The sequence below is a fragment of the Aliiroseovarius sp. PrR006 genome (assembly GCF_010500215.1).
Classification (GTDB): Bacteria; Pseudomonadota; Alphaproteobacteria; order Rhodobacterales; family Rhodobacteraceae; genus Aliiroseovarius.
The window spans coordinates 78,764-100,782 of record NZ_JAAGOY010000007.1 but is presented as its reverse complement, the minus strand read 5'-3'; the positions used below and the strand labels follow the sequence as shown (position 1 = coordinate 100,782).

At 58.2% G+C, this 22,019-nt stretch carries 21 protein-coding genes and 1 pseudogene; 3 read left to right on the top strand and 19 right to left on the bottom strand.

The features are described from left to right. The first annotated feature begins 19 nt into the window (after positions 1-19). Both G0Q00_RS09045 and G0Q00_RS09040 read left to right on the top strand, forming a co-directional pair. A complete protein-coding gene (locus G0Q00_RS09045; RefSeq protein WP_163038572.1) occupies positions 20-1,540 on the top strand; it encodes an ATP-dependent RecD-like DNA helicase in 1,521 nt (506 codons plus the stop codon). A gap of 10 nt (positions 1,541-1,550) precedes the next feature. After that, positions 1,551-2,279, top strand: a complete 729-nt coding sequence (locus tag G0Q00_RS09040; protein WP_163038570.1) for an SDR family oxidoreductase — start codon at positions 1,551-1,553, stop codon at positions 2,277-2,279. Between the two features lie 217 nt (positions 2,280-2,496). On the opposite strand, the gene G0Q00_RS09035 is transcribed toward G0Q00_RS09040, so the two are convergent. The 13 genes from G0Q00_RS09035 to G0Q00_RS08975 all read right to left on the bottom strand — a co-directional run bounded on the left by G0Q00_RS09035 (position 2,497) and on the right by G0Q00_RS08975 (position 13,621). Beyond that, positions 2,497-3,264, bottom strand: a complete 768-nt coding sequence (locus G0Q00_RS09035) for a TIGR02186 family protein (RefSeq protein WP_163038568.1) — start codon at positions 3,262-3,264, stop codon at positions 2,497-2,499. Further along, a complete protein-coding gene (locus G0Q00_RS09030; RefSeq protein WP_163038566.1) occupies positions 3,264-4,181 on the bottom strand; it encodes a sulfite exporter TauE/SafE family protein in 918 nt (305 codons plus the stop codon). The genes G0Q00_RS09035 and G0Q00_RS09030 overlap by 1 nt, the downstream gene beginning before the upstream one ends. 54 nt (positions 4,182-4,235) lie before the next feature. Then, positions 4,236-5,048, bottom strand: coding sequence for a purine-nucleoside phosphorylase (locus G0Q00_RS09025; RefSeq protein WP_163038564.1), 813 nt, complete (start codon positions 5,046-5,048; stop codon positions 4,236-4,238). Then, positions 5,032-6,039 (bottom strand): ABC transporter permease, encoded by a 1,008-nt coding sequence (locus G0Q00_RS09020; protein WP_163038562.1) that lies wholly within the window; start codon positions 6,037-6,039, stop codon positions 5,032-5,034. Before G0Q00_RS09020 ends, G0Q00_RS09025 begins: the two co-directional genes overlap by 17 nt. Before the next feature lies 1 nt (position 6,040). Next, positions 6,041-7,147 (bottom strand): ABC transporter permease, encoded by a 1,107-nt coding sequence (locus G0Q00_RS09015; RefSeq protein ID WP_163038560.1) that lies wholly within the window; start codon positions 7,145-7,147, stop codon positions 6,041-6,043. Next, on the bottom strand, positions 7,147-8,715 hold the full coding sequence (locus G0Q00_RS09010; protein WP_163038558.1) for an ABC transporter ATP-binding protein: 1,569 nt from the start codon (positions 8,713-8,715) through the stop codon (positions 7,147-7,149). Before G0Q00_RS09010 ends, G0Q00_RS09015 begins: the two co-directional genes overlap by 1 nt. 7 nt (positions 8,716-8,722) lie before the next feature. Beyond that, positions 8,723-9,718 carry a BMP family protein gene (locus tag G0Q00_RS09005; RefSeq protein WP_163038556.1) on the bottom strand — a complete coding sequence of 332 codons (996 nt, stop codon included), beginning with the start codon at positions 9,716-9,718 and terminating at the stop codon, positions 8,723-8,725. A 182-nt stretch (positions 9,719-9,900) separates the two neighbouring features. Beyond that, the gene (locus G0Q00_RS09000) at positions 9,901-10,323 is read right to left on the bottom strand and encodes an N-acetyltransferase (RefSeq protein WP_163038554.1); all 423 of its coding nucleotides are present in this window, start codon (positions 10,321-10,323) and stop codon (positions 9,901-9,903) included. 6 nt (positions 10,324-10,329) lie between these two features. Next, positions 10,330-10,917 (bottom strand): tRNA (adenosine(37)-N6)-threonylcarbamoyltransferase complex dimerization subunit type 1 TsaB, encoded by a 588-nt coding sequence (tsaB, locus tag G0Q00_RS08995; RefSeq protein ID WP_239058404.1) that lies wholly within the window; start codon positions 10,915-10,917, stop codon positions 10,330-10,332. A gap of 10 nt (positions 10,918-10,927) precedes the next feature. Then, positions 10,928-11,488 carry a NifU family protein gene (locus G0Q00_RS08990; RefSeq protein ID WP_163038550.1) on the bottom strand — a complete coding sequence of 187 codons (561 nt, stop codon included), beginning with the start codon at positions 11,486-11,488 and terminating at the stop codon, positions 10,928-10,930. Between the two features lie 69 nt (positions 11,489-11,557). Continuing rightward, positions 11,558-12,013: a universal stress protein gene (locus G0Q00_RS08985; protein ID WP_163038548.1), complete on the bottom strand. Its 456-nt coding sequence runs from the start codon at positions 12,011-12,013 to the stop codon at positions 11,558-11,560. Between the two features lie 74 nt (positions 12,014-12,087). Beyond that, positions 12,088-12,954, bottom strand: a complete 867-nt coding sequence (locus tag G0Q00_RS08980) for a branched-chain amino acid aminotransferase (protein ID WP_163038546.1) — start codon at positions 12,952-12,954, stop codon at positions 12,088-12,090. Positions 12,955-13,186: 232 nt separating this feature from the next. Continuing rightward, entirely contained in the window at positions 13,187-13,621 is a 435-nt protein-coding gene (locus G0Q00_RS08975) for a DUF1489 family protein (RefSeq protein ID WP_163038544.1), read from the bottom strand. Between the two features lie 172 nt (positions 13,622-13,793). On the opposite strand from G0Q00_RS08975, the gene G0Q00_RS08970 reads away from it, so the two are divergent. Next, positions 13,794-16,049: an adenosylcobalamin-dependent ribonucleoside-diphosphate reductase gene (locus G0Q00_RS08970; RefSeq protein ID WP_163038542.1), complete on the top strand. Its 2,256-nt coding sequence runs from the start codon at positions 13,794-13,796 to the stop codon at positions 16,047-16,049. 217 nt (positions 16,050-16,266) lie between these two features. Here G0Q00_RS08970 and G0Q00_RS15875 read toward each other — a convergent pair whose 3' ends face one another. The 6 genes and pseudogenes from G0Q00_RS15875 to G0Q00_RS08940 form a co-directional block, all read right to left on the bottom strand. Continuing rightward, on the bottom strand, positions 16,267-16,530 hold the full coding sequence (locus G0Q00_RS15875; protein ID WP_255464838.1) for a hypothetical protein: 264 nt from the start codon (positions 16,528-16,530) through the stop codon (positions 16,267-16,269). Positions 16,531-16,837: 307 nt separating this feature from the next. Further along, positions 16,838-18,180 (bottom strand): annotated as a pseudogene (locus tag G0Q00_RS08960) (IS3 family transposase). 41 nt (positions 18,181-18,221) lie between these two features. Continuing rightward, on the bottom strand, positions 18,222-18,674 hold the full coding sequence (locus G0Q00_RS08955; protein WP_163038540.1) for a hypothetical protein: 453 nt from the start codon (positions 18,672-18,674) through the stop codon (positions 18,222-18,224). Between the two features lie 60 nt (positions 18,675-18,734). Further along, on the bottom strand, positions 18,735-18,920 hold the full coding sequence (locus tag G0Q00_RS08950; RefSeq protein ID WP_163038539.1) for an NTP transferase domain-containing protein: 186 nt from the start codon (positions 18,918-18,920) through the stop codon (positions 18,735-18,737). A 115-nt stretch (positions 18,921-19,035) separates the two neighbouring features. After that, positions 19,036-20,685, bottom strand: coding sequence for a glycosyltransferase family 39 protein (locus G0Q00_RS08945; protein WP_163038537.1), 1,650 nt, complete (start codon positions 20,683-20,685; stop codon positions 19,036-19,038). A gap of 103 nt (positions 20,686-20,788) precedes the next feature. Next, entirely contained in the window at positions 20,789-22,018 is a 1,230-nt protein-coding gene (locus G0Q00_RS08940) for a glycosyltransferase family 4 protein (RefSeq protein ID WP_163038535.1), read from the bottom strand. Position 22,019: the final 1 nt, after the last annotated feature.

The window sequence follows — 22,019 nt, the reverse complement described above, 5'->3', positions numbered from 1 at the left end:
CGCGCGATAGGGTCGCGGCATGACCCAACGATCTCCTGTTACATTCTCGGACGACCAGGCCGAAGCGCATGACCGCGTCTCGGAGATGCTGCGCCTGTCGGGCGTCAATTTGGATGATGCGCTGCTGACACCCGTTGCTGACGACAAGTCGCAGGTGATGGCTGTGATCGGCAAGGCTGGATCCGGCAAGACGCTGCTGTTGGCCGAGCTATATCGTGCGCTTGAAGACGCGGGTGTCGAGGTGATCTCGGGCGATTGGGAGGGCAAACGCCGTAAGGAACGCCGTACCCTTGCCATTCTGGCGCCGACCAACAAGGCGGCAAGCGTGTTGCGCAACCGGGGTGTCCCCGCGACAACCATTCACCGGATCCTCTACACCCCCGTCTATGACCCTGAGTACGAGAAGATCGCGGAATGGCTGGCGGGTAACGGCGACCGGCCCGAGATCGAAGGCCTGACGGATGAGGCGCTGGACCGCGCTTTTGCTTTCTATCAGACGCAAAAATCCATCCCCGGCGCGTTGGCGGCTGCGGGTCTGCGTGGCTCGGATTTCATCACCGGTTGGAAGCGGCGCGACGACCCGCTTGATATCGGCTTTGTCGACGAAAGCTCGATGCTGGATGAGAAGCAGTTCGACGATCTGCGCGAGATTTTCCCGACCTTGGTGCTGTTTGGAGACCCCGCACAGCTGGCCCCGGTGGGGCAATCGGGCAAGATGATCTTTGAAGACATCAAGGGGCCGCGCAAACAGGTTCTGCACCGTATTCACCGTCAGAAAGACGACAACCCCATCCTGGATCTGGCGCACGCGCTGGCGGACGAGACACTGGATTTCGACGGGTTTGAGCGGATGATCCATCAGGCCGCCGCAAGGGATGATCGTGTGGTGGTTGCGCAACGCGCTAACGCCGACCTTATGGCGCGCTCGCCCGTGTTGGTGTGGCGCAACAAGACGCGGATACGGTTGATTCAAGCCTTCAGATCCGCCTTTCACGCCCCTGAAATCGAGCTTCTGCCCGGCGAACCTCTGATCTGCGACGGGATTGAACTGCCGTTGAAGCACCGAAAGAAACGCATTGATCTTGAGGCTCGCGGTCTGATTAAGGGCGCCCAATGTGTCTATCTTGGGCCGGGAAAACGGCCCGGGTTTTCGCGCCTACATGTGCTGGGGGCGGAAGATCCTCAGGTCTCGGCAGCGTCTATCGTGAAGATCGAGAAACCGGACGAGGAAGAGCCGTTCATCCCCTTCGCCGCCCGTATGGGCGCTGCGTTCCTGCATGGGGCGGCAGTGACCATCCACAAGGCGCAGGGCTCGCAATGGCCCGAGGTTCAGGTGTTCGCCCCGGACATTGCCGCAGCGGCTTGGGCAGGGCGGACCGAGGCCGGATTGCCCCTTTGGAAACGACTGGCCTATGTGGCGATCACGCGGGCCGAGACGCGGCTGCATTGGGTGACGCGCTATGCAATGGCGCGTCCGCAGGCCGAACTGTCGACGGCTGATTTGCCCGCAAAACCCACAGCCCTGACACTGGAAGCATAAGGAGCACCCGATGCCTAGCATACTGATCACCGGAGCCAGCGCTGGCATTGGTCGCGCCGTGGCCGAGCTGTTTCTAGCCGAAGGCTGGACAGTTGGCCTGCTCGCGCGCCGCAAAGAAGTGCTGGAGGAGATCGCGGAAGGGCAGGGCAGGGCACATGTGCTGATCGCTGATGTCTCGGATCCTGACGCGGTAGGCGCTGCGTTTGAGAAGTTTTCGGCGGCGGCCGGTCGTCTGGATGTGCTTTTCAACAACGCGGGTTTGTTCACACCCGCCGCCCCGATTGACGAGGTCGGAGTCGGGGATTGGAGCCGGGCTGTGTCCGTGAACCTGACCGGCATGTTCTTGTGCGCCCGCGCGGCGTTCGCGCAGATGCGCGTGCAATCCCCGCAGGGCGGGCGGATCATCAACAATGGCTCGATCAGCGCCCATGTCCCGCGCGAGGGCGCCGTGACTTATACGGTCACGAAACACGGGATCACCGGGCTGACCCGGCAGCTGAGTCTTGATGGGCGGCCCTTCGACATAGCCTGTGGTCAGATCGACATCGGTAACGCGCGGACGGACCTTCTGCAGGGCATCATCGACGCGGCAGTCGCTGAGGGTGAGGTACCCCCCCCGTCCATGGATGTGGGCGAGGTGGCAAAATCAGTCCTGCACATGGCGCAACTACCGCCTGAGGCCAATGTACAATTCATGACCGTGATGGCGACCAAGATGCCCTATATCGGACGCGGGTAGCACGCGCGTGGGCTTCGGTGGCTCACTTCGTGAGCCTGAAGGGGCTTTGCCCCTCTGCGCTGCGCACATTCACCCCAGGATACTTAAGGCAAGGAAAGGCATGTGAAAGGTCTTTTTCTTGTGGAAATATCCCCGCCGGAGGCCTTGAATCTGCCGCGCATCGCGCGGCTGTGCCCAAGCTTGTCGGCCGAAGGACGTAAAGGCGCGGGAGCGATCCTTAGTTGCGCAGGATCATGCGGAAGGCAGCCGATGCGCCCCAGCCCGCTGCTATGGCGATAACCAGCGACAGAAGCCCGTAGATCAACGGTTTTTCATGGGCCAGATTGAAGATCCAGCGCTCTAGCCCGACTTTTTGGACGTTGATGATGGTCTCGTATTCCGAGGTCACCTGACCGCCACGCGTAAGCAGAATGCGGGTGCGATAGTCGCCTTCCGTCAGGTTGGCAGGCAAGGCAATACGCGTTTCAAAAAGTGTGTCCTGCGCCAGTTTGACCGAGTTCTCCAAACGTTTGTACAGGCCCGATTTCTCGCGGATGCGGATCAGGGCGTCTGTGAATTCGCGCGGGTCGTTGATGTTGAACGGGTTGTCCGAGATGTGAATCGAGCGCTCGACCGAAATCAGGTGCCGGAAGTCATCCAGCTTCGAGATCGTGTTGTCCAACGTGTCCGAGGTGGCGATGGCATAGAAGCTTGGGGCTGCAGCCAGTTCCATCGCGTCGGTGTTGACCCAGATGCCAAAGCGTTTGTCTTTCTTGCGAACCGTGATTGGGGCGCTTGGGCCTTCGACCACGACAACTACTTCAAGCGGCACGTCTTGTGGGGGCGGGCTTTCACGTTTCACCGCACCAAAGATCAGGATTTCCGAGCCGACAAAGGTGGCCGTGATCGACACACGGTTCTGGCTTAGACCCGCGACGATTTCTTCTGCTCGGACGGGCAGGGCCGACAGCAGGAACAATGCGACAATGGACAGAATACGCAGCATCAGTGACCCCCTGCTGCGCCAAGTTCGAAGAGTTCGGCGGGTTGGATCAGCAGATCGAGGCCAAGTTTGCCGCAGACCGCCAGCACCATGAAGGCCAACAGCACGCGCAATTGCTCGGCCTTAAGGCGCACCCCGATCCGGGCGCCTATCTGGGCTCCGATTACGCCGCCGACCAACAGCAAAACTGCAAGGCCCATATCCACCGTGAAGTTGGTCGTCGCGTGTAGAAGCGTGGTAAAGGCCGTCACAAAGATAATCTGGAACAGCGACGTCCCGACGACAACTTTCGTCGGCATTCCAAGCAGATAGATCATGGCAGGCACCATGATGAAACCGCCGCCGACCCCCATGATGGCCGCAAGGATACCCACCAAGACGCCGACCATGATCGGCGGAATGACCGAGATATACAGCCCCGAGGTGCGGAACTTCATCTTGAAGGGCAGGTTGTGGACCCATGTGTGTTTACGCCGCTTGGGAACGCCCCCGCCTTTGCGTGACTTCATAATCGCGCGCAGGCTTTCGACGAACATCAGCGAGCCGATGATGCCCAAGAAGAGCACATAAGATAGCTTGACCAGAAGGTCGACCTGACCGATGGCTTTCAAAGCATTGAAAATCTGAACACCAAGCGCCGCGCCGATCAGGCCTCCGACCAAGAGCACACAGCCCATTCGGAGGTCCACCGTCTTTCGCTTCAAATGCGCCAAAACGCCCGAGAACGAGCTGGCGACGATCTGGTTTGCCTCGGTCGCAACGGCCACGGCGGGTGGAATTCCGATGAAGAACAGAAGCGGCGTCATCAAGAAACCGCCACCCACGCCGAACATTCCTGAGAGCACGCCCACAATTCCGCCAAGGCCCAGCAGAAGGAACGCATTTACGGACACTTCGGCGATTGGCAGGTAAATCTGCATAAGGCGGGGTACTCTGGATGATCAGTCTTGGGGTTGGTCCATTAATGGCGCAAATCAGGCGGGCTCGTCACCTGTTAAGTAGCGTCGAACCAGTTTTTCCAGCTTTTCAGCACCAAGTGGAGCCATTTTCTTGGTGTGTTCGTGGCTGATCGCCTCGTCCGACAGGCCTTGGGCCATGTTGGTGATGGTCGAAAAGCCTGCAACACGCAGACCAAGGAAGCGTGCCAGAATCACTTCGGGCACAGTCGACATCCCCACGGCATCCGCCCCGAGGGTGTGAATGGCGCGAATTTCGGCGGGTGTCTCGAAGGACGGGCCCGAGTACCAGGCATAGGTACCTTGTTGCAGGGTGATGCCTTCCTCTGCTGCAATACGTTGGAAATCCCCCACCATTTCCGGGTCATACGCGCCGCCCATCGGGACAAACCGTGCATCGGTCTTTTCCCCGATCAATGGGTTCAGACCCGAGAAATTGATATGATCCGTGATCTGCATCAGATCGCCTGGCGGGATGTCGGGGCGCATCGACCCTGCGGCATTGGTCAGGATCAGGCGATCCGCGCCCAGCTCTTGCAGGACTTCAAGCGGCAGGCGCATCGCGTCAGAACGCCCGTTCTCATAGTAATGCTCGCGACCACCAAACACTGCCACGCGGGTGGTGCCCAGCGTGCCAATGGCAAGGTTTGGGTTGTGGCCCGAGACACCAGCATGAGGGAAGCCCTCAAGTCGGCCATAAGGGATCGCAACACCGTCGACAGCCTCGGCCAGGTGGCCAAGGCCGGACCCAAGCACCAGACCGACCTCGACAGGGGCGTCGCCTGCGATGGCGCGGATCTGATCCGCGAGCGCCTTAGCGTTCTTTGACATAGGGCTGGCCCCCAGCTTTGGGTGCGACGGATTTGCCGACGAAGCCTGCAAGGATTACAACGGTCAGGATGTAGGGCAATGCCTGCATGAACTGGACCGGGATAACGATGCCGCCAAGGTCAATGTTTTGATAGCGGTTAGCGATGGCTTCGAGCAGGCCAAAAAGGAACGTGGCGCCCAATGCGGGCACAGGTTTCCACTTGGCAAAGATCAGGGCCGCTAGTGCGATATAGCCGCGTCCGGCCGACATTTCTTTGATAAAGCCCGCTCCCAAACCCGTCGCCAAATAGACGCCGGACAGTCCGCACAGCGTACCTGCGATGGCCATCGAGGCGTAGCGTAGCTTGATGACCGACACGCCTGCGGTATCCACGGCGGCCGGGTTTTCACCAACGGCGCGCAAGCGTAGGCCAAAACGGGTGCGGAACAGGACAAACCACGACAAGGGCACCATCAACAGGGCGACATAGACCAGAATCGTGTGACCCGAGATAAACTCGGAATAGACCTGCTGGATCGGATTGGCTTGGTCGATCAAGACGCGCAAGGGAACACCTGCGGCCTCGGCATCGGATTTGCCAAGCGCAAAGGGCAACTCGATTGGCATGAAGCGGCCTTCACCCATCAAGGGCGGTGTGCGTCCGCCTTGGTTGAACCAGGCTTGTGCGGCAAGCACAGTGATACCAGAGGCCAGAAAGTTCAGGGCGACACCGGAAATCAGCTGATTGCCCCGGAACGTGATCGAGGCCACGCCATGCACCGCCGAAAAACTGATCGAGGCAAAGACACCGCAGAGAAGGCCCAGCCAGACGGACCCGGTGACCGAGGCGACGGCTGCAGCCATGAAAGCTGACACAAGGATCTTGCCCTCTAGTCCGATGTCAAAAATGCCTGCTCTCTCAGAGAATAGGCCTGCCAGACAGGCGAAAAGCAGAGGCGTTGCAAGGCGCAGCGCCGAGTCGGCAATCTGGACGATCGTTAGGAAATCCATCTTACGCGTCCTTTCGCTTGGCGGCGGCAATGAACATGCGTTCGACCGGCATACGCACCATGTTGTCCAGTGCTCCGGTGAACAGGATCACCAGACCCTGAATAACGATGATCAGCTCGCGCGGGATCTTCGACCACAGCGACAGTTCGCTGCCACCTTGATAGAGGAAGCCAAAGAGAAGCGCGGCCAGAAGCACGCCGAACGGATGGTTGCGTCCCATCAGGGCCACTGCGATGCCGATAAAGCCCGCACCTTCGACGGCGTTCAGGATTAGGCGTTCATGCTGACCCATCGTGGCGTTGACCGCCATCAGACCCGAAATGGCGCCCGACAGCATCATCGCTACGATGATGATCTTCGTGGGTGAAATCCCGGCATAGACCGAGGCCGTCGGGCTTTCCCCAAAGGCGCGGATCTCGTACCCCAAGCGCGAGCGGTTCATCAGCAGGTAGACAACGACACACATCGCAAGAGCCACGAACAGCGATACGTTTGCAGGTGCGGATTTTGAGAAGCTGATGCCAAGTGGGGCCAGAAGCTCGTGCAGGGTGGGCAGGTTCGTCACATCCGGGAAGCTGGCCGAGGCACTTTCCTGCGCACCTTTCAGCTTCAAGGGTTTGATCAACAGATAGCCCATCAGCGCCGTGGCGATGAAGTTGAACATGATCGTGGTGATCACGACGTGACTGCCGCGTTTGGCCTGCAAATAGGCCGGGATCAGCGCCCAACCCGCACCAAACAGACCGCCTGCGATCATCGCAAAGACCAGTGCGATGGACCAGTGGGGCATCAGAGCGGTTGGGATGAACAGACAGGCCAGCCCGACGCCCAAGCCTCCGATCATTGCTTGACCCTCACCGCCAATGTTGAACATAGCGGCTTTGAACGCGATGGACACGGCCAGCCCGGTGAAGATGAAGTTGGTGGTATAGTAAAGCGTATAGCCCCAGCCATAGGTGGACCCGAACGCACCGTCGATCATCGTCATCAAAGCCTTGAACGGATTCTCACCGATGGCAAAAATAACCAGCCCCGACAGAACGAAGGCGATCAGCAGGTTCAGAAAAGGAATAAGGGCGACGTCAGCCCATTTCGGCATCTTGTCCATCAGCTGTCTCCTTCTCCGGTGACACCGGCCATCAACAGGCCAAGTTCGCGTTCATCGGTCTGATCGGGCATGCGTTCACCCATGATATGGCCGTCAAACATCACAGCGATGCGGTCGGACAGCGACAGGATTTCTTCCAACTCGACCGAGACCAGAAGTACGGCTTTTCCCTGATCCCGCAGGCCGATGATCTGCTTGTGAATGAACTCGATCGCACCAATATCCACGCCGCGAGTGGGCTGGCCGACCAGAAGCAGGTCAGGGTTGCGCTCAATCTCGCGCGCCACAACGATTTTCTGCTGGTTCCCGCCCGAAAAGCTTTTGGCTTCGAGGCTTGGGATGGGCGGGCGGACGTCGAAACGATCCATCTTGTCCTGCGCGATCTCGACCATTTTGGCGTTATCCATCAGAAGCGCGTTCTTCTGGAATTCTTCCTCATGGTGATAACCAAACGCGATGTTCTGCCAAGCGGGGAAGTTCATGATCAACCCGTGTTCCTGACGATCCTCCGGTACATGCGCAATCCCGCGTTCGCGCCGCGAGCGACCGTCCGAATATTTGCCCGTCAGGTCAATCGGGTCATTGTTGATACGAATTTCGCCCGTGGCGGTCGCATAGCCGCCCAACACTTCCAGCAGTTCCGACTGGCCATTGCCGGACACACCCGCAATGCCAAGGATTTCGCCCGCGCGGACGTTCAAGTTGATGCCTTTCAGACGCTCGACCCCGTGATCGTCAACCATGTGCAGGTCTTTGACTTCCAACACGTTTTCACCCGGCTGTGCAGGTACTTTATCGACGCGCAGAAGCACTTTGCGCCCGACCATCAACTCGGCCAGCTCTTCGGGGTTCGTGTCTTTGGTTTTGACCGTCGCCGTCATCTGACCTCGGCGCATCACGGACACCGTGTCAGTGATCTCCATGATCTCTCGCAGCTTGTGGGTGATCAGAATGATGGTTTTGCCTTGATCACGCAGCCCGTTCAGAATGCGGAACAGGTGGTCGGCCTCGGCCGGTGTCAGAACACCGGTCGGTTCGTCCAAGATCAGGATATCGGCTTCGCGATAAAGCGCTTTGAGGATCTCGACACGTTGTTGCGTCCCGACGCCCAGATTTTCGATCAGGGCCTCGGGGTCAACGTGGAGCTCATACTCGTCTGCCAGTGATTTCAGTGACTTGCGTGCCTTGGCCAGCGACGGACGCAGCATCGGACCATCTTCGACCCCAAGGATCACGTTCTCAAGCACCGAGAAGTTTTCGACCAGTTTGAAGTGCTGGAACACCATCCCGATGCCGGCGCGAATGGCGGCCTGACTGTCGGGGATCTGGGTTTCCTGACCGTGGATGAAGATCTGGCCTTCATCGGCTTTGTAGAACCCATAGAGAATGGACATCAGCGTAGATTTGCCCGCACCATTTTCGCCGATGATCCCGTGGATCGTCCCCGGCTGTACGGAAATCGAGATGTCCTTGTTCGCCTGCACCGGCCCAAAGGCCTTCGAAATGCCGCGAAGCTCGATTGCGGGGGCAACAGTCGCCTGTTGCCCCTCGGTTTTTACATCCACCATGGTCGGATCAGAAGTCCAGAACCGGGCAGCTGTCGTCGGACATATAGTCATGTACGACCAGTTCACCCGAGATGATCTTGGCCGCAGCAGCGTCCACAGCGGCCTTCATGTCGTCCGAGACCAGCGCTGCGTTGTGTTCGTCCAGCGCATAGCCAACACCTTCGGCGGCCAGGTTCATGACTTGAACGCCCGGTTTGATATCGGCGCCGGCTTTCATGGACTCATATACTGCCACGTCTACACGCTTCAGCATCGAGGTCAGAACTTTACCCGGCTGCAGGTGGTTCTGGTTCGAATCTACGCCGATCGACAGGATGCCTTCGTCGGCTGCGGTTTGCAGAACACCCAGACCGGTGCCGCCAGCAGCTGCGTATACGATGTCAGCGCCTTGGCTGATCTGTGCTTTGGTCAGCTCGCCGCCTTTCACCGGGTCGTTCCAAGCCGACGGGGTGGTGCCGGTCATGTTGGCAATCACGGTGGCGTCCGGGTTCACAGCCAGAACGCCCTCGGCATAGCCACAGGCGAACTTACGGATCAGCGGGATGTCCATGCCGCCGATGAAGCCGACGGTGCCCGATTTCGACGCGGTCGCGGCCATCATGCCCACCAGATACGAGCCTTCATGTTCCGAGAAGGCCACGTTCAGAACGTTCGGCGCATCCGACCAGCCGTCGATGGTGACGAAGGTGGTGTCCGGATAATCGGGGGCCACTTCCGAGATCGGGGTCGACATGGCGAAACCCATGGTGATTACCGGGTTTGCACCGGTTTCCGCAAAGCGGCGCAGGGCCTGTTCACGTTGGGCTTCCGACTGCAGTTCGACCTCAAGATACGAACCACCGGTTTCCTTGGCCCATTTCTCGGCGCCATTGAAGCCAGCTTCGTTGAAGGATTTGTCAAATTTACCGCCCAAGTCGAAAATAATTGCGGGCTCGGCCAGCGCGGCACCTGCGGTCAGGGCCAGCGACGCGGCTGCGCCTAGAAAGCTTTTCATCAGGGTCATTTCAATACTCCCGGTTGTTGTTGTTGTGGGGTCGCACAGACTGCATGTCTGCCGATTCCCCAAAAGTCTGCGAGCAGATCGCTGCACAGGATCATCCGGGATTTTCATGCGAGGGCAAGAGGCGAGACCGAAAATTGTTCGCCGCATTGCCGCGAAACTTGGGGAAAATCAGAAGGTTCACCTTAGGTAAGGTGCTTCTCCATCAAGATAGCGTCGCAGGTCGAGCCGTCGGATTTTGTATAATAAGCGGGCCTCTGGCCACAGGTTGACCAGCCAGCAGCTTGGTAAAGTGACAGCGCTGCAGTGTTGTCGGTCGCGACCTCAAGAAAGGCGCGTGTGGCGCCTCGTTTGGCTGCGGTGTGTTCGAAATCCTGCAGCAATTTGGCACCAATTCCTTGACCCTGGGCGGCCGGCGTAACGGCAACTGTCAGAAGTTCGGCTTCGTCGACCACAACGCGCCCCATGGTAAAGCCTTCTGGGCAGGACACGGTAAAGACATGTGGAGAGGTCTGAAGCTGGGCGATCTCATCTGCGCTCCAACCGCGCGCCGCGAGGAACGCTGCGACATGGATGGCCGAAAGGGTGTTTGCCGAGGTGTCAGACATAACCGTTCAGGGAAGGATCATGGGTGCCGGATCGCGCGGGGGAGCGGCGTCGGCAGACCGGATGTAAAGCGGTGCAGGGCGGACGATGGTTTCGCCTGAGCGCAAACGTTCGGATGCGATCCGGGCGATGGTCGGTGCAGGGTGTGTGGCGACCTCGGGGCCGATACGATCACCGGGCAGGGAGTCAATCTCGGCACCAGCGATCAAACTCGGCGGATTGGTGCCACTCTCGGCGAATTGCTGCACATAGAAATGGTCCCGCCGCGCATCGATCAAGGACCAGACGGGGCGCGGCGCACCAAAAGCCCGTGCCTCAAGCGACGACACGCCAATCGCAGGGATGCCCAAAGACAGGGCCAATCCGCGAGCAGCCGAGACCGAGATGCGGATGCCCGTAAAATTCCCTGGGCCAATGCCCACGCCGATGGCAATTAGGTCAGACCATACCATGTTGGCGTTGGCCAGAACCTCTTCCAGCAATGGAAACAGTCGTTCGGCTTGGCCTTTGGCCATATCTTCGTGCTTTTCAGCGACGATTTCGTCACCGCACAGCAAAGCGGCCGCGCAATGCGCGGCCGATGTGTCAAATGCCAAGATCACCGGATCAGGCCGCAACGGGGCGAACCTCGACCACTTCGGGGATATAGTGCTTCAGCAGGTTCTCGATCCCCATCTTCAACGTCAGGGTCGAGGACGGGCAGCCCGCGCAAGCACCCTGCATGTGCAGGTAAACAATACCGCGATCAAAGCCGTGGAAGGTGATGTCACCACCATCCTGGGCCACAGCCGGGCGGACGCGGGTGTCCAGAAGCTCTTTGATCTGTTCGACGATCTCGCCGTCTTCGCCGGTGTGCTCAGCATGGCCCGAGGCCGCAGCTTCACCCGCCATAACCGCTTGACCCGACTGGAAATGCTCCATAATCGCGCCAAGGATGGCAGGCTTGATGTGATCCCAATCGACCGCGTCGTCTTTGGTGACGGTGACGAAATCCGCGCCAAAGAACACGCCGGTCACGCCGCTTACCTTGAAGATGCGCGTCGCCAGCGCCGAGGCTTCGGCGGCTTCAGCAGTTGGGAAGTCAGCGGTTCCAGCCCCCAATACGTCCTGACCGGGCAGGAACTTCAGGGTTGCGGGGTTCGGAGTGGATTCAGTCTGAATGAACATGGGCGCACCTTTTTTGTCAGGTTTGATATGGGCCTCGACCCGCGTTCTGTCAAGCCGATCAGGCCTAAGTCAGGTGATCGCTTCCAGCCGGTCCTTGGTCATTGTACCGGGCACAATGGTGATCGGAATAGGTAGATCTGCAGCGGCCCGGGTCATTTGCGTGACCAGCGGCCCGGGGCCGGCTTTTCCTTCGCCCGCGCCCAGAACCAACACGCCAACATCGGGATTTTCGCGCACATGGGCCAAGATTTCCGGCACGGCTTCGCCTTCGCGGATGACCAGTTCCGGATCAACGTCCTGACGATCGCGCATCCACTTCGCGAAGACTTCGTAATGCACGGTGATCCGTTCGCGCTCTTCCTCACGCATCAGCTCGCCCACGCCAATCCAGTGATTGAACTCGTCTGGTGGGATGATCGACAAAACCGTGACGCCCCCGCCCGTATGGGCCGCACGCATGGCGGCGAACCGCATCGCGTTCAGGCATTCGCGGCTGTCATCCAGAATTACGAGAAACTTGCGCATAGATGTCCTCCGAAACGGGATTACTCTGCCCGAGCATCCCGGGAGTGTCTATCGTTTTTCTGCACGCTCTGGGCTTAGTCCTTGCCGGAAAGCGCCCAGTCCCAATACAGCTCGCGCACGCGCTGGGTCACCGGACCGACGTTATACTGCGTGTCTTCAAAGGCACTGACAGGTGTCACTTTGGACATGTTGCCCGAGGCGAAAACCTCGTCCGCATTGTGGAAATCATCCGTGCCCAGAACGGTTTCATGCACGGTATAGCCGTCGGCGCGCAGGTTGTTGATGTGGCGCGCGCGGGTGATTCCGGCTAGGAAACAGCCATTGGCGATCGGGGTGAAAATCTCGCCATCTTTGACCATGAAGATATTCGCCGTCGCGGTCTCGGCCACGTTGCCAAGCGCGTCGAGCGACAACGCGTTGTCGAATCCCTTGGCGCGCGCCTCCATCAGCATCCGGGCGTTGTTGGGATAGAGGCACCCGGCCTTTGCGTTCACGACTGCACTGTCCAAAGTGGGGCGGCGGAATCGGGTGGTGGTCAGTCTGGACGACGCCTGCGCAGGTGCCATTGCAATCTGCTCAAGCGAGATGGCAAATCCGGTGCTGTTTTCCTGCGGGGCCACGCCCATATGTCCGCCATCAATGGCCCAATACATCGGGCGGATATAGACGGCAGCATCTTTCGGAAACAGTGCCAACCCTTCTTTCACGATCTCGATCATCTGCTCGGTTGTCACGGTCGGCGTGATCATCAGCGCCTCGGCCGAGCGGTTGGTGCGGGCGCAGTGTGCCTCCAAATCGGGGTGAACACCTTCGAAGAAACGCGCGCCGTCAAATACGGTAGTGCCCAGCCACGATCCATGGTCAGCCGCTTTCATCACGGCTAGATCTTCGTTGTGCCACGTCCCGTTGAAATAGGTGCGGATGTTGGTGCCGATTGCCATGGTGTCCTCCTGAAATCGCCCGGAGGCTAACAGCGATTGCGGATCGTTCCAAGAGCAACAAAAGCGAAAACGCTCTGACGGCGTAGGGGGCTGCCGTCAGAGCGTAAACTGCGTGCGATTGGACCAGACGGGCACGCGATGTGCCATCGATTTTGCCGGGCGGGCATCCGGTGAAATCGGAATCGGGCACGGGCCTAATCTGCCGTGTGGATGCAAATCTTTTGCGACAGTTTTAACGGATGCCGATTTCCGCCAAAGCCGAGGCCAGTTCAGCAGGCAGGGGCTCTTTGTCCGAGGGGGCATTTGCTTTTAAGTCACGCGGCGCATCTTCCGCCGACAGATAGCGCCAGCCCTGAAACGCCCGGCGCGGTGTGCTTTCGGTCAGGACAACCTGATGGTCCAGCACCAATCCACAGCGGCGGATGCCGTCTTGCCCAATGACCTCGTCCAGCCGCAAAATGCGCTGACGGGCCAGTATCAGCCCCTTGAACACCCAATAAAGCGAACCTCCTGCAACAAGCTCGGTTTCGCGTTTGGGCCACATACGGGTGACGTGTTGGGGGTTGGGCAATCCGGTCTGTCCCATGCGCATATTCTGCCACGCGGTCAGATCTTCGACCTTCTCAGCGCCAACGCATAGTTTTACCAGATTTACGTGCTTTGCCATCTTCCACATCTACATGTAGTGTTCTAGAAGTCCGATCTTACGCGCCCTGTTCGGGATTCGCAATCGCTGCACGTGCCGGTTGCAACGCTCGGAAAAGGTCGCGCGACCATTGACCAAAATGGGCCTCTCACGTATTGTGGAAAGCCCTCCAAGCCGAACAGGAACCAATCGTATGAGCCGCTTTGCCGCCCCCATCGCCGAACAGATCTGGGATATGAAATATCGCCTCAAAAAGGCCGATGGGACGCCTCAGGATCAGACGGTTGAAGACACGTGGCGCCGGATCGCACGCGCCCTGTCCGCCTCGGAACCCAAGCAGGAAGAGCGATTCTATAACGCGCTGGACGATTTCAAATACCTGCCCGCAGGCCGCATCACCGCCGGTGCAGGCACCGGTCGCTCGGTCACCCTGTTTAACTGCTTCGTCATGGGCACTATCCCGGACAGCATGTCGGGTATTTTCGACATGCTGAAAGAAGCCGCGCTGACCATGCAGCAGGGTGGTGGCATCGGCTATGACTTCTCGACCATCCGCCCGCGTGGCGCTGATGTAATGGGCGTGGCCGCAGATGCCTCGGGCCCGCTCAGCTTCATGGACGTGTGGGATGCGATGTGCCGGACGATCATGTCCGCAGGCTCGCGTCGCGGGGCGATGATGGCAACGATGCGCTGTGACCACCCCGATATTCAGGATTTTATCACCGCGAAATCCGACGCTGCCCGTCTGCGTATGTTCAACATGTCGGTTCTGGTTACCGATGATTTCATGGAAGCCGTGAAGTCGGATGGCAGCTGGGATCTGAAGTTCAACGGCACCGTCTATCACACGGTTGAGGCGCGTGATCTTTGGAATAAGATCATGAAAGCCACCTATGATTACGCCGAGCCGGGCGTGATTTTCATCGACCGCATCAACCAGATGAACAATCTGAACTATTGCGAGACGATCGCCGCCACCAACCCCTGTGGCGAACAACCCCTGCCGCCCTATGGCGCCTGTCTGCTGGGCTCGATCAACCTTGCGAAAATGGTCAAGGACCCGTTCGAAGAGACCGCGGAATTGGATGGCGATGCCTTGACCGAGCTGGTCTCGACCGCTGTGCGCATGATGGACAACGTGGTGGATGAAAGCCGCTTCCCGCTGGAAGCTCAGGCACAGGAAGCCCAAGCCAAGCGCCGCATCGGCCTTGGCGTGACCGGTCTGGCAGATGCGCTTTTGATGCTGGGGCTGCGTTACGGCTCGGACGAGGCCGCGGCCCAGACCGAAGCGTGGATGAAGCAGATCGCTCGCGAGTCCTATCTGGCGTCGGTCGAGCTGGCCAAGGAAAAAGGTCCGTTCCCGCTGTTTGATGCAGACAAGTATCTTGCCTCGGGCTCGCTCCAACACATGGATGACGATGTGCGTGACGCGATCCGTAAGCACGGCATCCGCAACGCGCTGCTGACCTCGATCGCGCCGACGGGGACGATCAGCCTTTACGCGGGCAACGTGTCCTCGGGGATCGAGCCGGTCTTCGCCTATGCCTATACCCGTAAGGTGCTGCAGCCGGACGGCACACGCACCGAAGAAGAGGTCGTAGACTATGCCGTTCAGCTGTGGCGCGACAAGTTTGGCGACAAGGAACTGCCGGACTATTTCGTCAACGCCCAGACGCTGGCGCCGATGGATCACGTGAAGATGCAGGCAGCGGCACAGAAATGGATAGACAGCTCGATTTCCAAGACTATTAACTGCCCGGAAGACATTAGCTTTGATGACTTCAAGGACGTCTACATGGAAGCGTGGGAAACCGGTTGTAAGGGCTGCACCACCTATCGCCCGAACGACGTGACCGGATCGGTTCTGTCGGTGTCCGAAGAAAGCGAAAAGGCGCCCGAGGCCGATAGCGGCGCAGACGTGGTTTACATCTCGGAACCGCTTGACCGCCCGCAATCGTTGGAAGGCCATACCTACAAGGTGAAATGGCCCGATAGTGAGCATGCGATCTATATCACCGTGAACGACCTGATCATCAACGGCCACCGCCGCCCGTTCGAGGTGTTCATCAACTCGAAGAACATGGAGCACTTCGCCTGGACCGTCGCGTTGACCCGCATGATCTCGGCCGTGTTCCGCCGTGGGGGCGACGTCAGCTTCGTCGTGGAAGAACTGAAAGCCGTGTTCGACCCGCGTGGTGGGGCGTGGATGGACGGGAAATATATCCCGTCGATCCTTGCAGCCATCGGCTCGGTGATCGAGCGTCACATGATCGCGACCGGGTTCTTGGAAGGTGAAGGCATGGGCCTGAAGTCCGACCCGCAGGCCGAGGTCGTGAACCTTGGCGAGCCTCCGCGCGGCAAAGCCTGCCCCAGCTGTGGTCAGTTTGACATGCGCATGATCGAAGGCTGCATGACGTGTGGCTCCTGTGGTCATTCCAAGTGCGGCTAAGACCGGATGGCTGTTTCGTCGTTATGTGAAGTGAGAACCAACAACAGTTTGCAATTTCACCAGCCTAAATTGCAGTTCTAACCACCAAAACCTTGCCACCGCTCCTATTGAGCGGTGGCTCTTTCTTTTTTATGCGCGGCGCCGAGATCAGAGGATTCAAATTACACCATCTCAGCCTCTCGAAGCCCGCAAAACCTCTTGAATCTGAATTGGTTCTTCAGAGTTTATCAAACACCGATCCCAAGCGAGGAGCAAACAGGCGTTCGTAGGTCTTCAACAAGTAGGTGTCGGTCATGCCCGCAACGAAATCGCATATCACCCTCAAACCGGCGCTTTCCGCTTCATACTTTTGGAACGTATCTGACGGTAACAACCGCTTGGGGTCTGATTGCAGGGCTTCAAAAACGGAAACGACCATACTTTGCCCCTTGAATTCCAGATGCTGGGCGCTTGGGCTTTTGATAGCCTCAGCAAAGACCAGCTTTTTCTAAGACTTCAAAAATCGAGCTTGGGGTGAGGCCAGTTTTGCACGGAACCTTAAAAGAGGTTCATCAAATTGGTTGTGTTCGTCATATTCAACAGCCGTGATGAAGTGATGAACCAAGCGGCTAATATAGCGTTTTCTGGTGTTGGTGTCTCCGAAAAGGCCTTCTATCATCCGGCCATAGACATCATTTCGCTTTCTCCAGGATACTTCTCTTTCAGGGCGTCAAGTGTCCGTCGTCAGAGTTTTTGGGACCAATGTTGGCCTGAAGTAAGAGAGCGTTTGGCTCATCTTGTAGGTTTGATTATGCGGCGTGCTGGCGGTGATGCAAGCGTCGCGCTTCGAGCGTCTTTCGTTTGATCCTTTCCCTTTGCTTTAGAATGGTTTTGTCGCGTCCGAAGTAAACGTCGGCTGGTGTGACATTGTTGATGCTCTCGTGATAACGCTGATGGTTGTAGTGATCGACGAAGGCTTCGATCTGGGCCTCAAGATCACCGGGCAAGAAGTAGTTTTCCAATAGGATGCGGTTCTTCAGAGTTTGATGCCACCGCTCAATCTTACCCTGGGTTTGCGGATGATACGGCGCACCGCGTGAGTGCTTCATGCCTTTGCCTTTCAGCCCTTCGGCCAAGTTGCCGGAGACATAACTGGAGCCGTTGTCGCTGAGCAGACGTGGCTTATGGATGACGTGGACCTGATCGCAGCCAGACGCCTGCAACGCGAGTTCTAACGTATCCGTCACGTCCTCAGCCCTCCTGTTGGTGCAGAGCTTCCATGAGACGATATAGCGGCTGTAATTGTCGAGGACCGTACTGAGGTAGAACCAGTCCCAGCCGAGGACCTTGATGTAAGTGAAGTCCGTCTGCCATAGCTGGTTGATTGCAGTCGTCTTGTGCTGGAACTCATCGGCAGCCTTCAGGACGATGAATGCGGGACTGGTGATCAGATCAAGCGCCTTGAGTGTACGATACACTGTGGATTCCGATACAAAATAGCGTTCTTGATCGGTGAACGTCACGGCCAGTTCGCGTGGCGACAGCTCTGTTTCCTTCAGTGCAAGATCCACAACCTTACGCTTCACATCGGTGGGAACGCGGTTCCAAACGTGATTGGGCTTCGGAGATTGATCCTTTAATCCGGCCTCGCCGCGCTGCAGATATCGGTCATACCAGCGATAGAACGTGGTGCGGGGAATACCCAGTTTGGCCAGTGTCCGACGCGCTGACAGATGGCTTTCCTCCACGAGCCGAATGATCTCCAGTTTTTCTGATGCAGGATATCTCATTCGTGGTCGTCCCCATCCCCGAGCATGCTTTTTTTGAGCAGACACAGTTCGAGCGTCTGTTCCGCGATGACCTCCTTGAGATCTTTTGCTTCGCGACGCAGTTCCTTCACTTCGTCAGTGTTCGCTGCACGCGCTGTATCGCCAGCCAGCCGCTTCTTCCCAGCTTCCCTGAAGTCCTTCGATCACTTGTAGTAGATGCCCTGCGATATGCCTTCGCGACGGCAAAGCTCAGCGATACTGTCTTCGCCACGCAGGCCATCCAACACGACCCTAATCTTCTCTTCGCTGGAATATTGCTTGCGCGTGGCGCGCTTGATGTCTTTGACGATTTTCTCGCCAGGGCTCTTCGTTGTCTTTCTCATCGTCCACTCCTCAGTGGTTACGATGAGCAACAGACACTCTCTTAGCAAATGAACCTATTTGGACCCATTAGCGCTGACATCAGACAGTCTTCGCACAGATCGTCCAGCATGTTTCGGTCCCGGATTGTGTCCATTGACTGCCAGAAGCCGTTATGTTTGAAGGCCATCAGCTCGCAATCCTGCGCCATTTGACGCAAGGGGGATTGCTCGAGTGGCTCCATGTCATCGACGAAATAGTCCATGACTTCGGTCTCAAAGATAAAATAAACCGCCATTAATCCTAGTGTCGCTCCGACTAACCCTTTCGGTAAAGGCTTCAACTCGATCAGCGCATTGATGTTGATGTTCCCCAGCCCATCGGAATAGGTGACCATGAAGGGGCCGGGCTTTAGCCATTCCTTCAAGCGTCGAATGCGTCCACTGCTCATGGCTCTGGGGGCGGTGTCCACAACGGAAACATTCCAACCACCGGGCAAGGCGGGCACAAGGTCCATCTTGCTGCTGTCCAAAGACACCGTGATGTTGTTGTATGTCAGATGGTAGTTCGAGAGGTATCACTTAATAAACAGTGGTTTATACCCCGCCGCGACAATGAAATCATTATGCCCAAATTGGCTGTAGATATCCATGACGCGGGTGATGATCGGGCGGCCGCCGACCTCGACCATTGGTTTTGGGATGGTGACGGTTTCCTCGGCCAGACGCGAGCCCAAGCCACCGGCTAGCAAGATTGTCTGCATAGTTCGTTCCCCCCTTTGAATGATGTTTGAACGAGAGTGAATGGCGTTCCGATCAGTGCCACCCTAGGGACGCGGTTTAGAAAATTGATTGGTTGAAATGGTTGATGGATGGGGATCATTCGGAAATCTCCCCGGGTTGAAGAAAAACACGGCCCTCGCCATAGCGATTGTTCAGGCCGCCTACGGAAACCTCGCGATAGCCATGGGCCTTTGCATAATTCAAAAGCGGTGCTTCCAGCGCTGGTTCATAGCCCAGAAGGAAAGCGGCTGGTGGCTCTCGGTCAAATACGGATGTGATCTGGTCTGCTCCGGCCATGACGTAGTGTTTGGCTAGGTCAGGTTCCGTATGTGCCGCGATGCGATAGGCGAATTGCCCGGTGGCCAGTTCCGGATAGACATCCAGCCCGGCCTCAAGCGGATAGATGGGCAGGAAGGTCGCCACTTTGCCGTTGACGATGCCTTGATCTGTCATCGTGGCCGCAAGGGCCCGCCCACCCGCGTTTATGCGCTGCGGCGTCGACGTGCCGGCCCCCAGCGTGGTACGCAGCTCGGGCGCAAGCCAAGGCAGTGCGGTTAGCACACACAGAAGCGATGCCGCCGCCAGAACCGGGCGCGTATAGTCGTGTTTTGTCCACGGCACGCGCGCGAACATTAAGGCGGCCAGAATGGGCAGTACCACAAGCGGCACGATGTAGTATTGTGAGAAACCGGGCGTCGGCAGGAGGCTTATCACAGCGGTGGTCAGAAGCGTTCCGAACGTGATCAGAACCGGGCCAATTGCATGCTGGTCTGTGCCGTGATGTGCGTTCCGTCCCGTAAGGGCCATCCAGACAAAGCACAGAATGACGAAGCCAATGATCAACGGAACGCCTTCCAGCCAAATCCCGTAAGCAAGTTGCGCCTTCGCATCCAGTCCCAGCGCAAGGCTGGGTTCGGTCAGGCGGTTGACCTCCCAATAGGTAACGTGGGGGCCGGTGTGGAATTTAACGATATGCGCCAGGAAGAGCTGCGGATCGGACAGCAGCTGGATGAAGAGCGGCAGCGCTCCGACCAGCCCCCCGACCAGGATCGGCAGAGCCACGCGACGCAGGCGAAGCTTGAAGGGCAGGACCGCTGGCAGCAGGAGCGCCGCGATAGCGACCGGTGGGATAAACGCAACTGCGCTGACCTTCATGCCCGCCGCGATGGACAGGCACAGGCCCGAGGCAAACAGGCGTGTGGTCCGCAGGCGGCGCTCGTTCAACTCGATCAGGAAGAAGCCAAGCCCGGCAAGGGCAAAGGGCAGCTGCAACAGATTATTCGAGGCGGCCATGCCCGGTTCGTTCATCAGAGGATGACAGGTCAGGATTGCAACGGCCGAGAACAGCGACAAGCGCGTCGACCCGGACAGACGCAGGGTTAGCCAGCTGGTCACGCCTGCCAGCATCAGCCATGCGGCAAAGATCCCCACCCGGGCCGAGAACAAAAGCCCTCCGGCGCCGAAGATCAGGTCGAATCCGCGGAAATACCATGCCGAATAGGGGACGTGATTATAGAAGATGTCTTGGTAGAGCTCTAGCTCGCCCATCAGACGTGCGGGCGGGACGAACATCATCTCGTCCCGGCGCAAACCGTATCCCATCAGGCGGCCATAGACGGCGGCCAGAAGAATGGTAAGTCCGATGATCAGTGCAATCTGCCCCATGCGGCGGGCAACGGGATCGTCCAGCGAATTTACAGTTGTAGGGCCTGAAAAGTCTATCTTGAACCACTCGGTGACGCTCATAATGCAAAGTCTCCGCAGTTGCCCGGGCCAGCCACCAGACACCCTGTGGCGCAGTTACCGGAGGGGCTGTGTATTACCGGAGAGGAAGTAGCGACCGCCCACATCATGACGCCAACTCGGCATAGTCGAGACCCTTGGGAAGCCTCGCATCACGATCAAGTGCTTCAACGCCCATATGCTGCATCAGGATAGAGTTCACATGATGTACGTCATAGAAACGGCACGCATGCTTACGTGCTGCCTGTCCCATGGCGGTCGCAAGGGAGGGATCGTCGATGAACCGTTTCATCGTCTGCGCAAGGGCGTTCGCGTCCCCTTGAGGATAAACCATACCAGACACGCCGTCTTGGGTGGCTTCGCCACAACCGGGGGCGTTTGTGGTGATCACAGCGCGTCCACTGGACATGGCCTCAAGGATCGACCGCGGAACGCCCTCACGCAGCTCGGTCGGCAAGACAAACACGCTGCACTTGGCAAGATACGGACGTACGTCACGTGTTTCGCCCAACCAGTTTACCAGCCCGCGTTTCTGCCAATCGGCAAAAAGGTCGGGGTCAATGGCGTCGGGGTTTCTGTCTGCCGGTCCCAAAATGTCGATGTCACATTCGTGCCCTTGGGCACGAAGAATTTCAGCAGCCTTGCTGAGGGTCAAAAGACCCTTGCTGCGCAAAAGCCGCCCGATGAACAGAAACTTCATACGCCCTTCGGGGACAGGAGTTTCAGCATAGCGCCGTGTGTCTACGCCTGACCCGGGCACATCATGCAGCGGCACACGGTCCGGGATCAGGTGAAAGCGGCGGATGTCGCGCCGGTCGGCTGCGTTGTAGCAAAACGCGCCATGAATGCGGCGCAGCGCCATCCGGTGCAACAGGATCGACAGATCGCGGACGCGCTTGCGCCGACCCGTCGGGTTCTCTTCCATGAAGCTAAAGCCCAGCCCCGTGAACAACGCATAGCGATGCGGGACGCCCGCGATCTGCGCGGCGAGGCTGCCATAGATGTTGGGCTTCATGGTGTAGGAGATCACAAGCTCGGGCTTCTCTTTCTGAAAGAAGCGCACCAGCGCCCAGAGCGTCCCCAAATCGCGCAGGGGGTTGGTCCCCGTGCGGTCCATTGGAATGGGGCAGGGACGCACGCCATTGTCGCGCAATGTCTGAGCGGTCTCGTCATCAATATCTGCCGCGGCCGCCAACACCTCGTAGCCGTTCGCGGCCAGCCTGCGGATCAGGTCGAGGCGAAAATTCACCAAAGACCAGCCAAGACTTCCCAGAACCACGGCCTTCTTTGGCGCGTCATTCGCGGTCGAGATATGTGTTTGAAATACCCCCGCCATT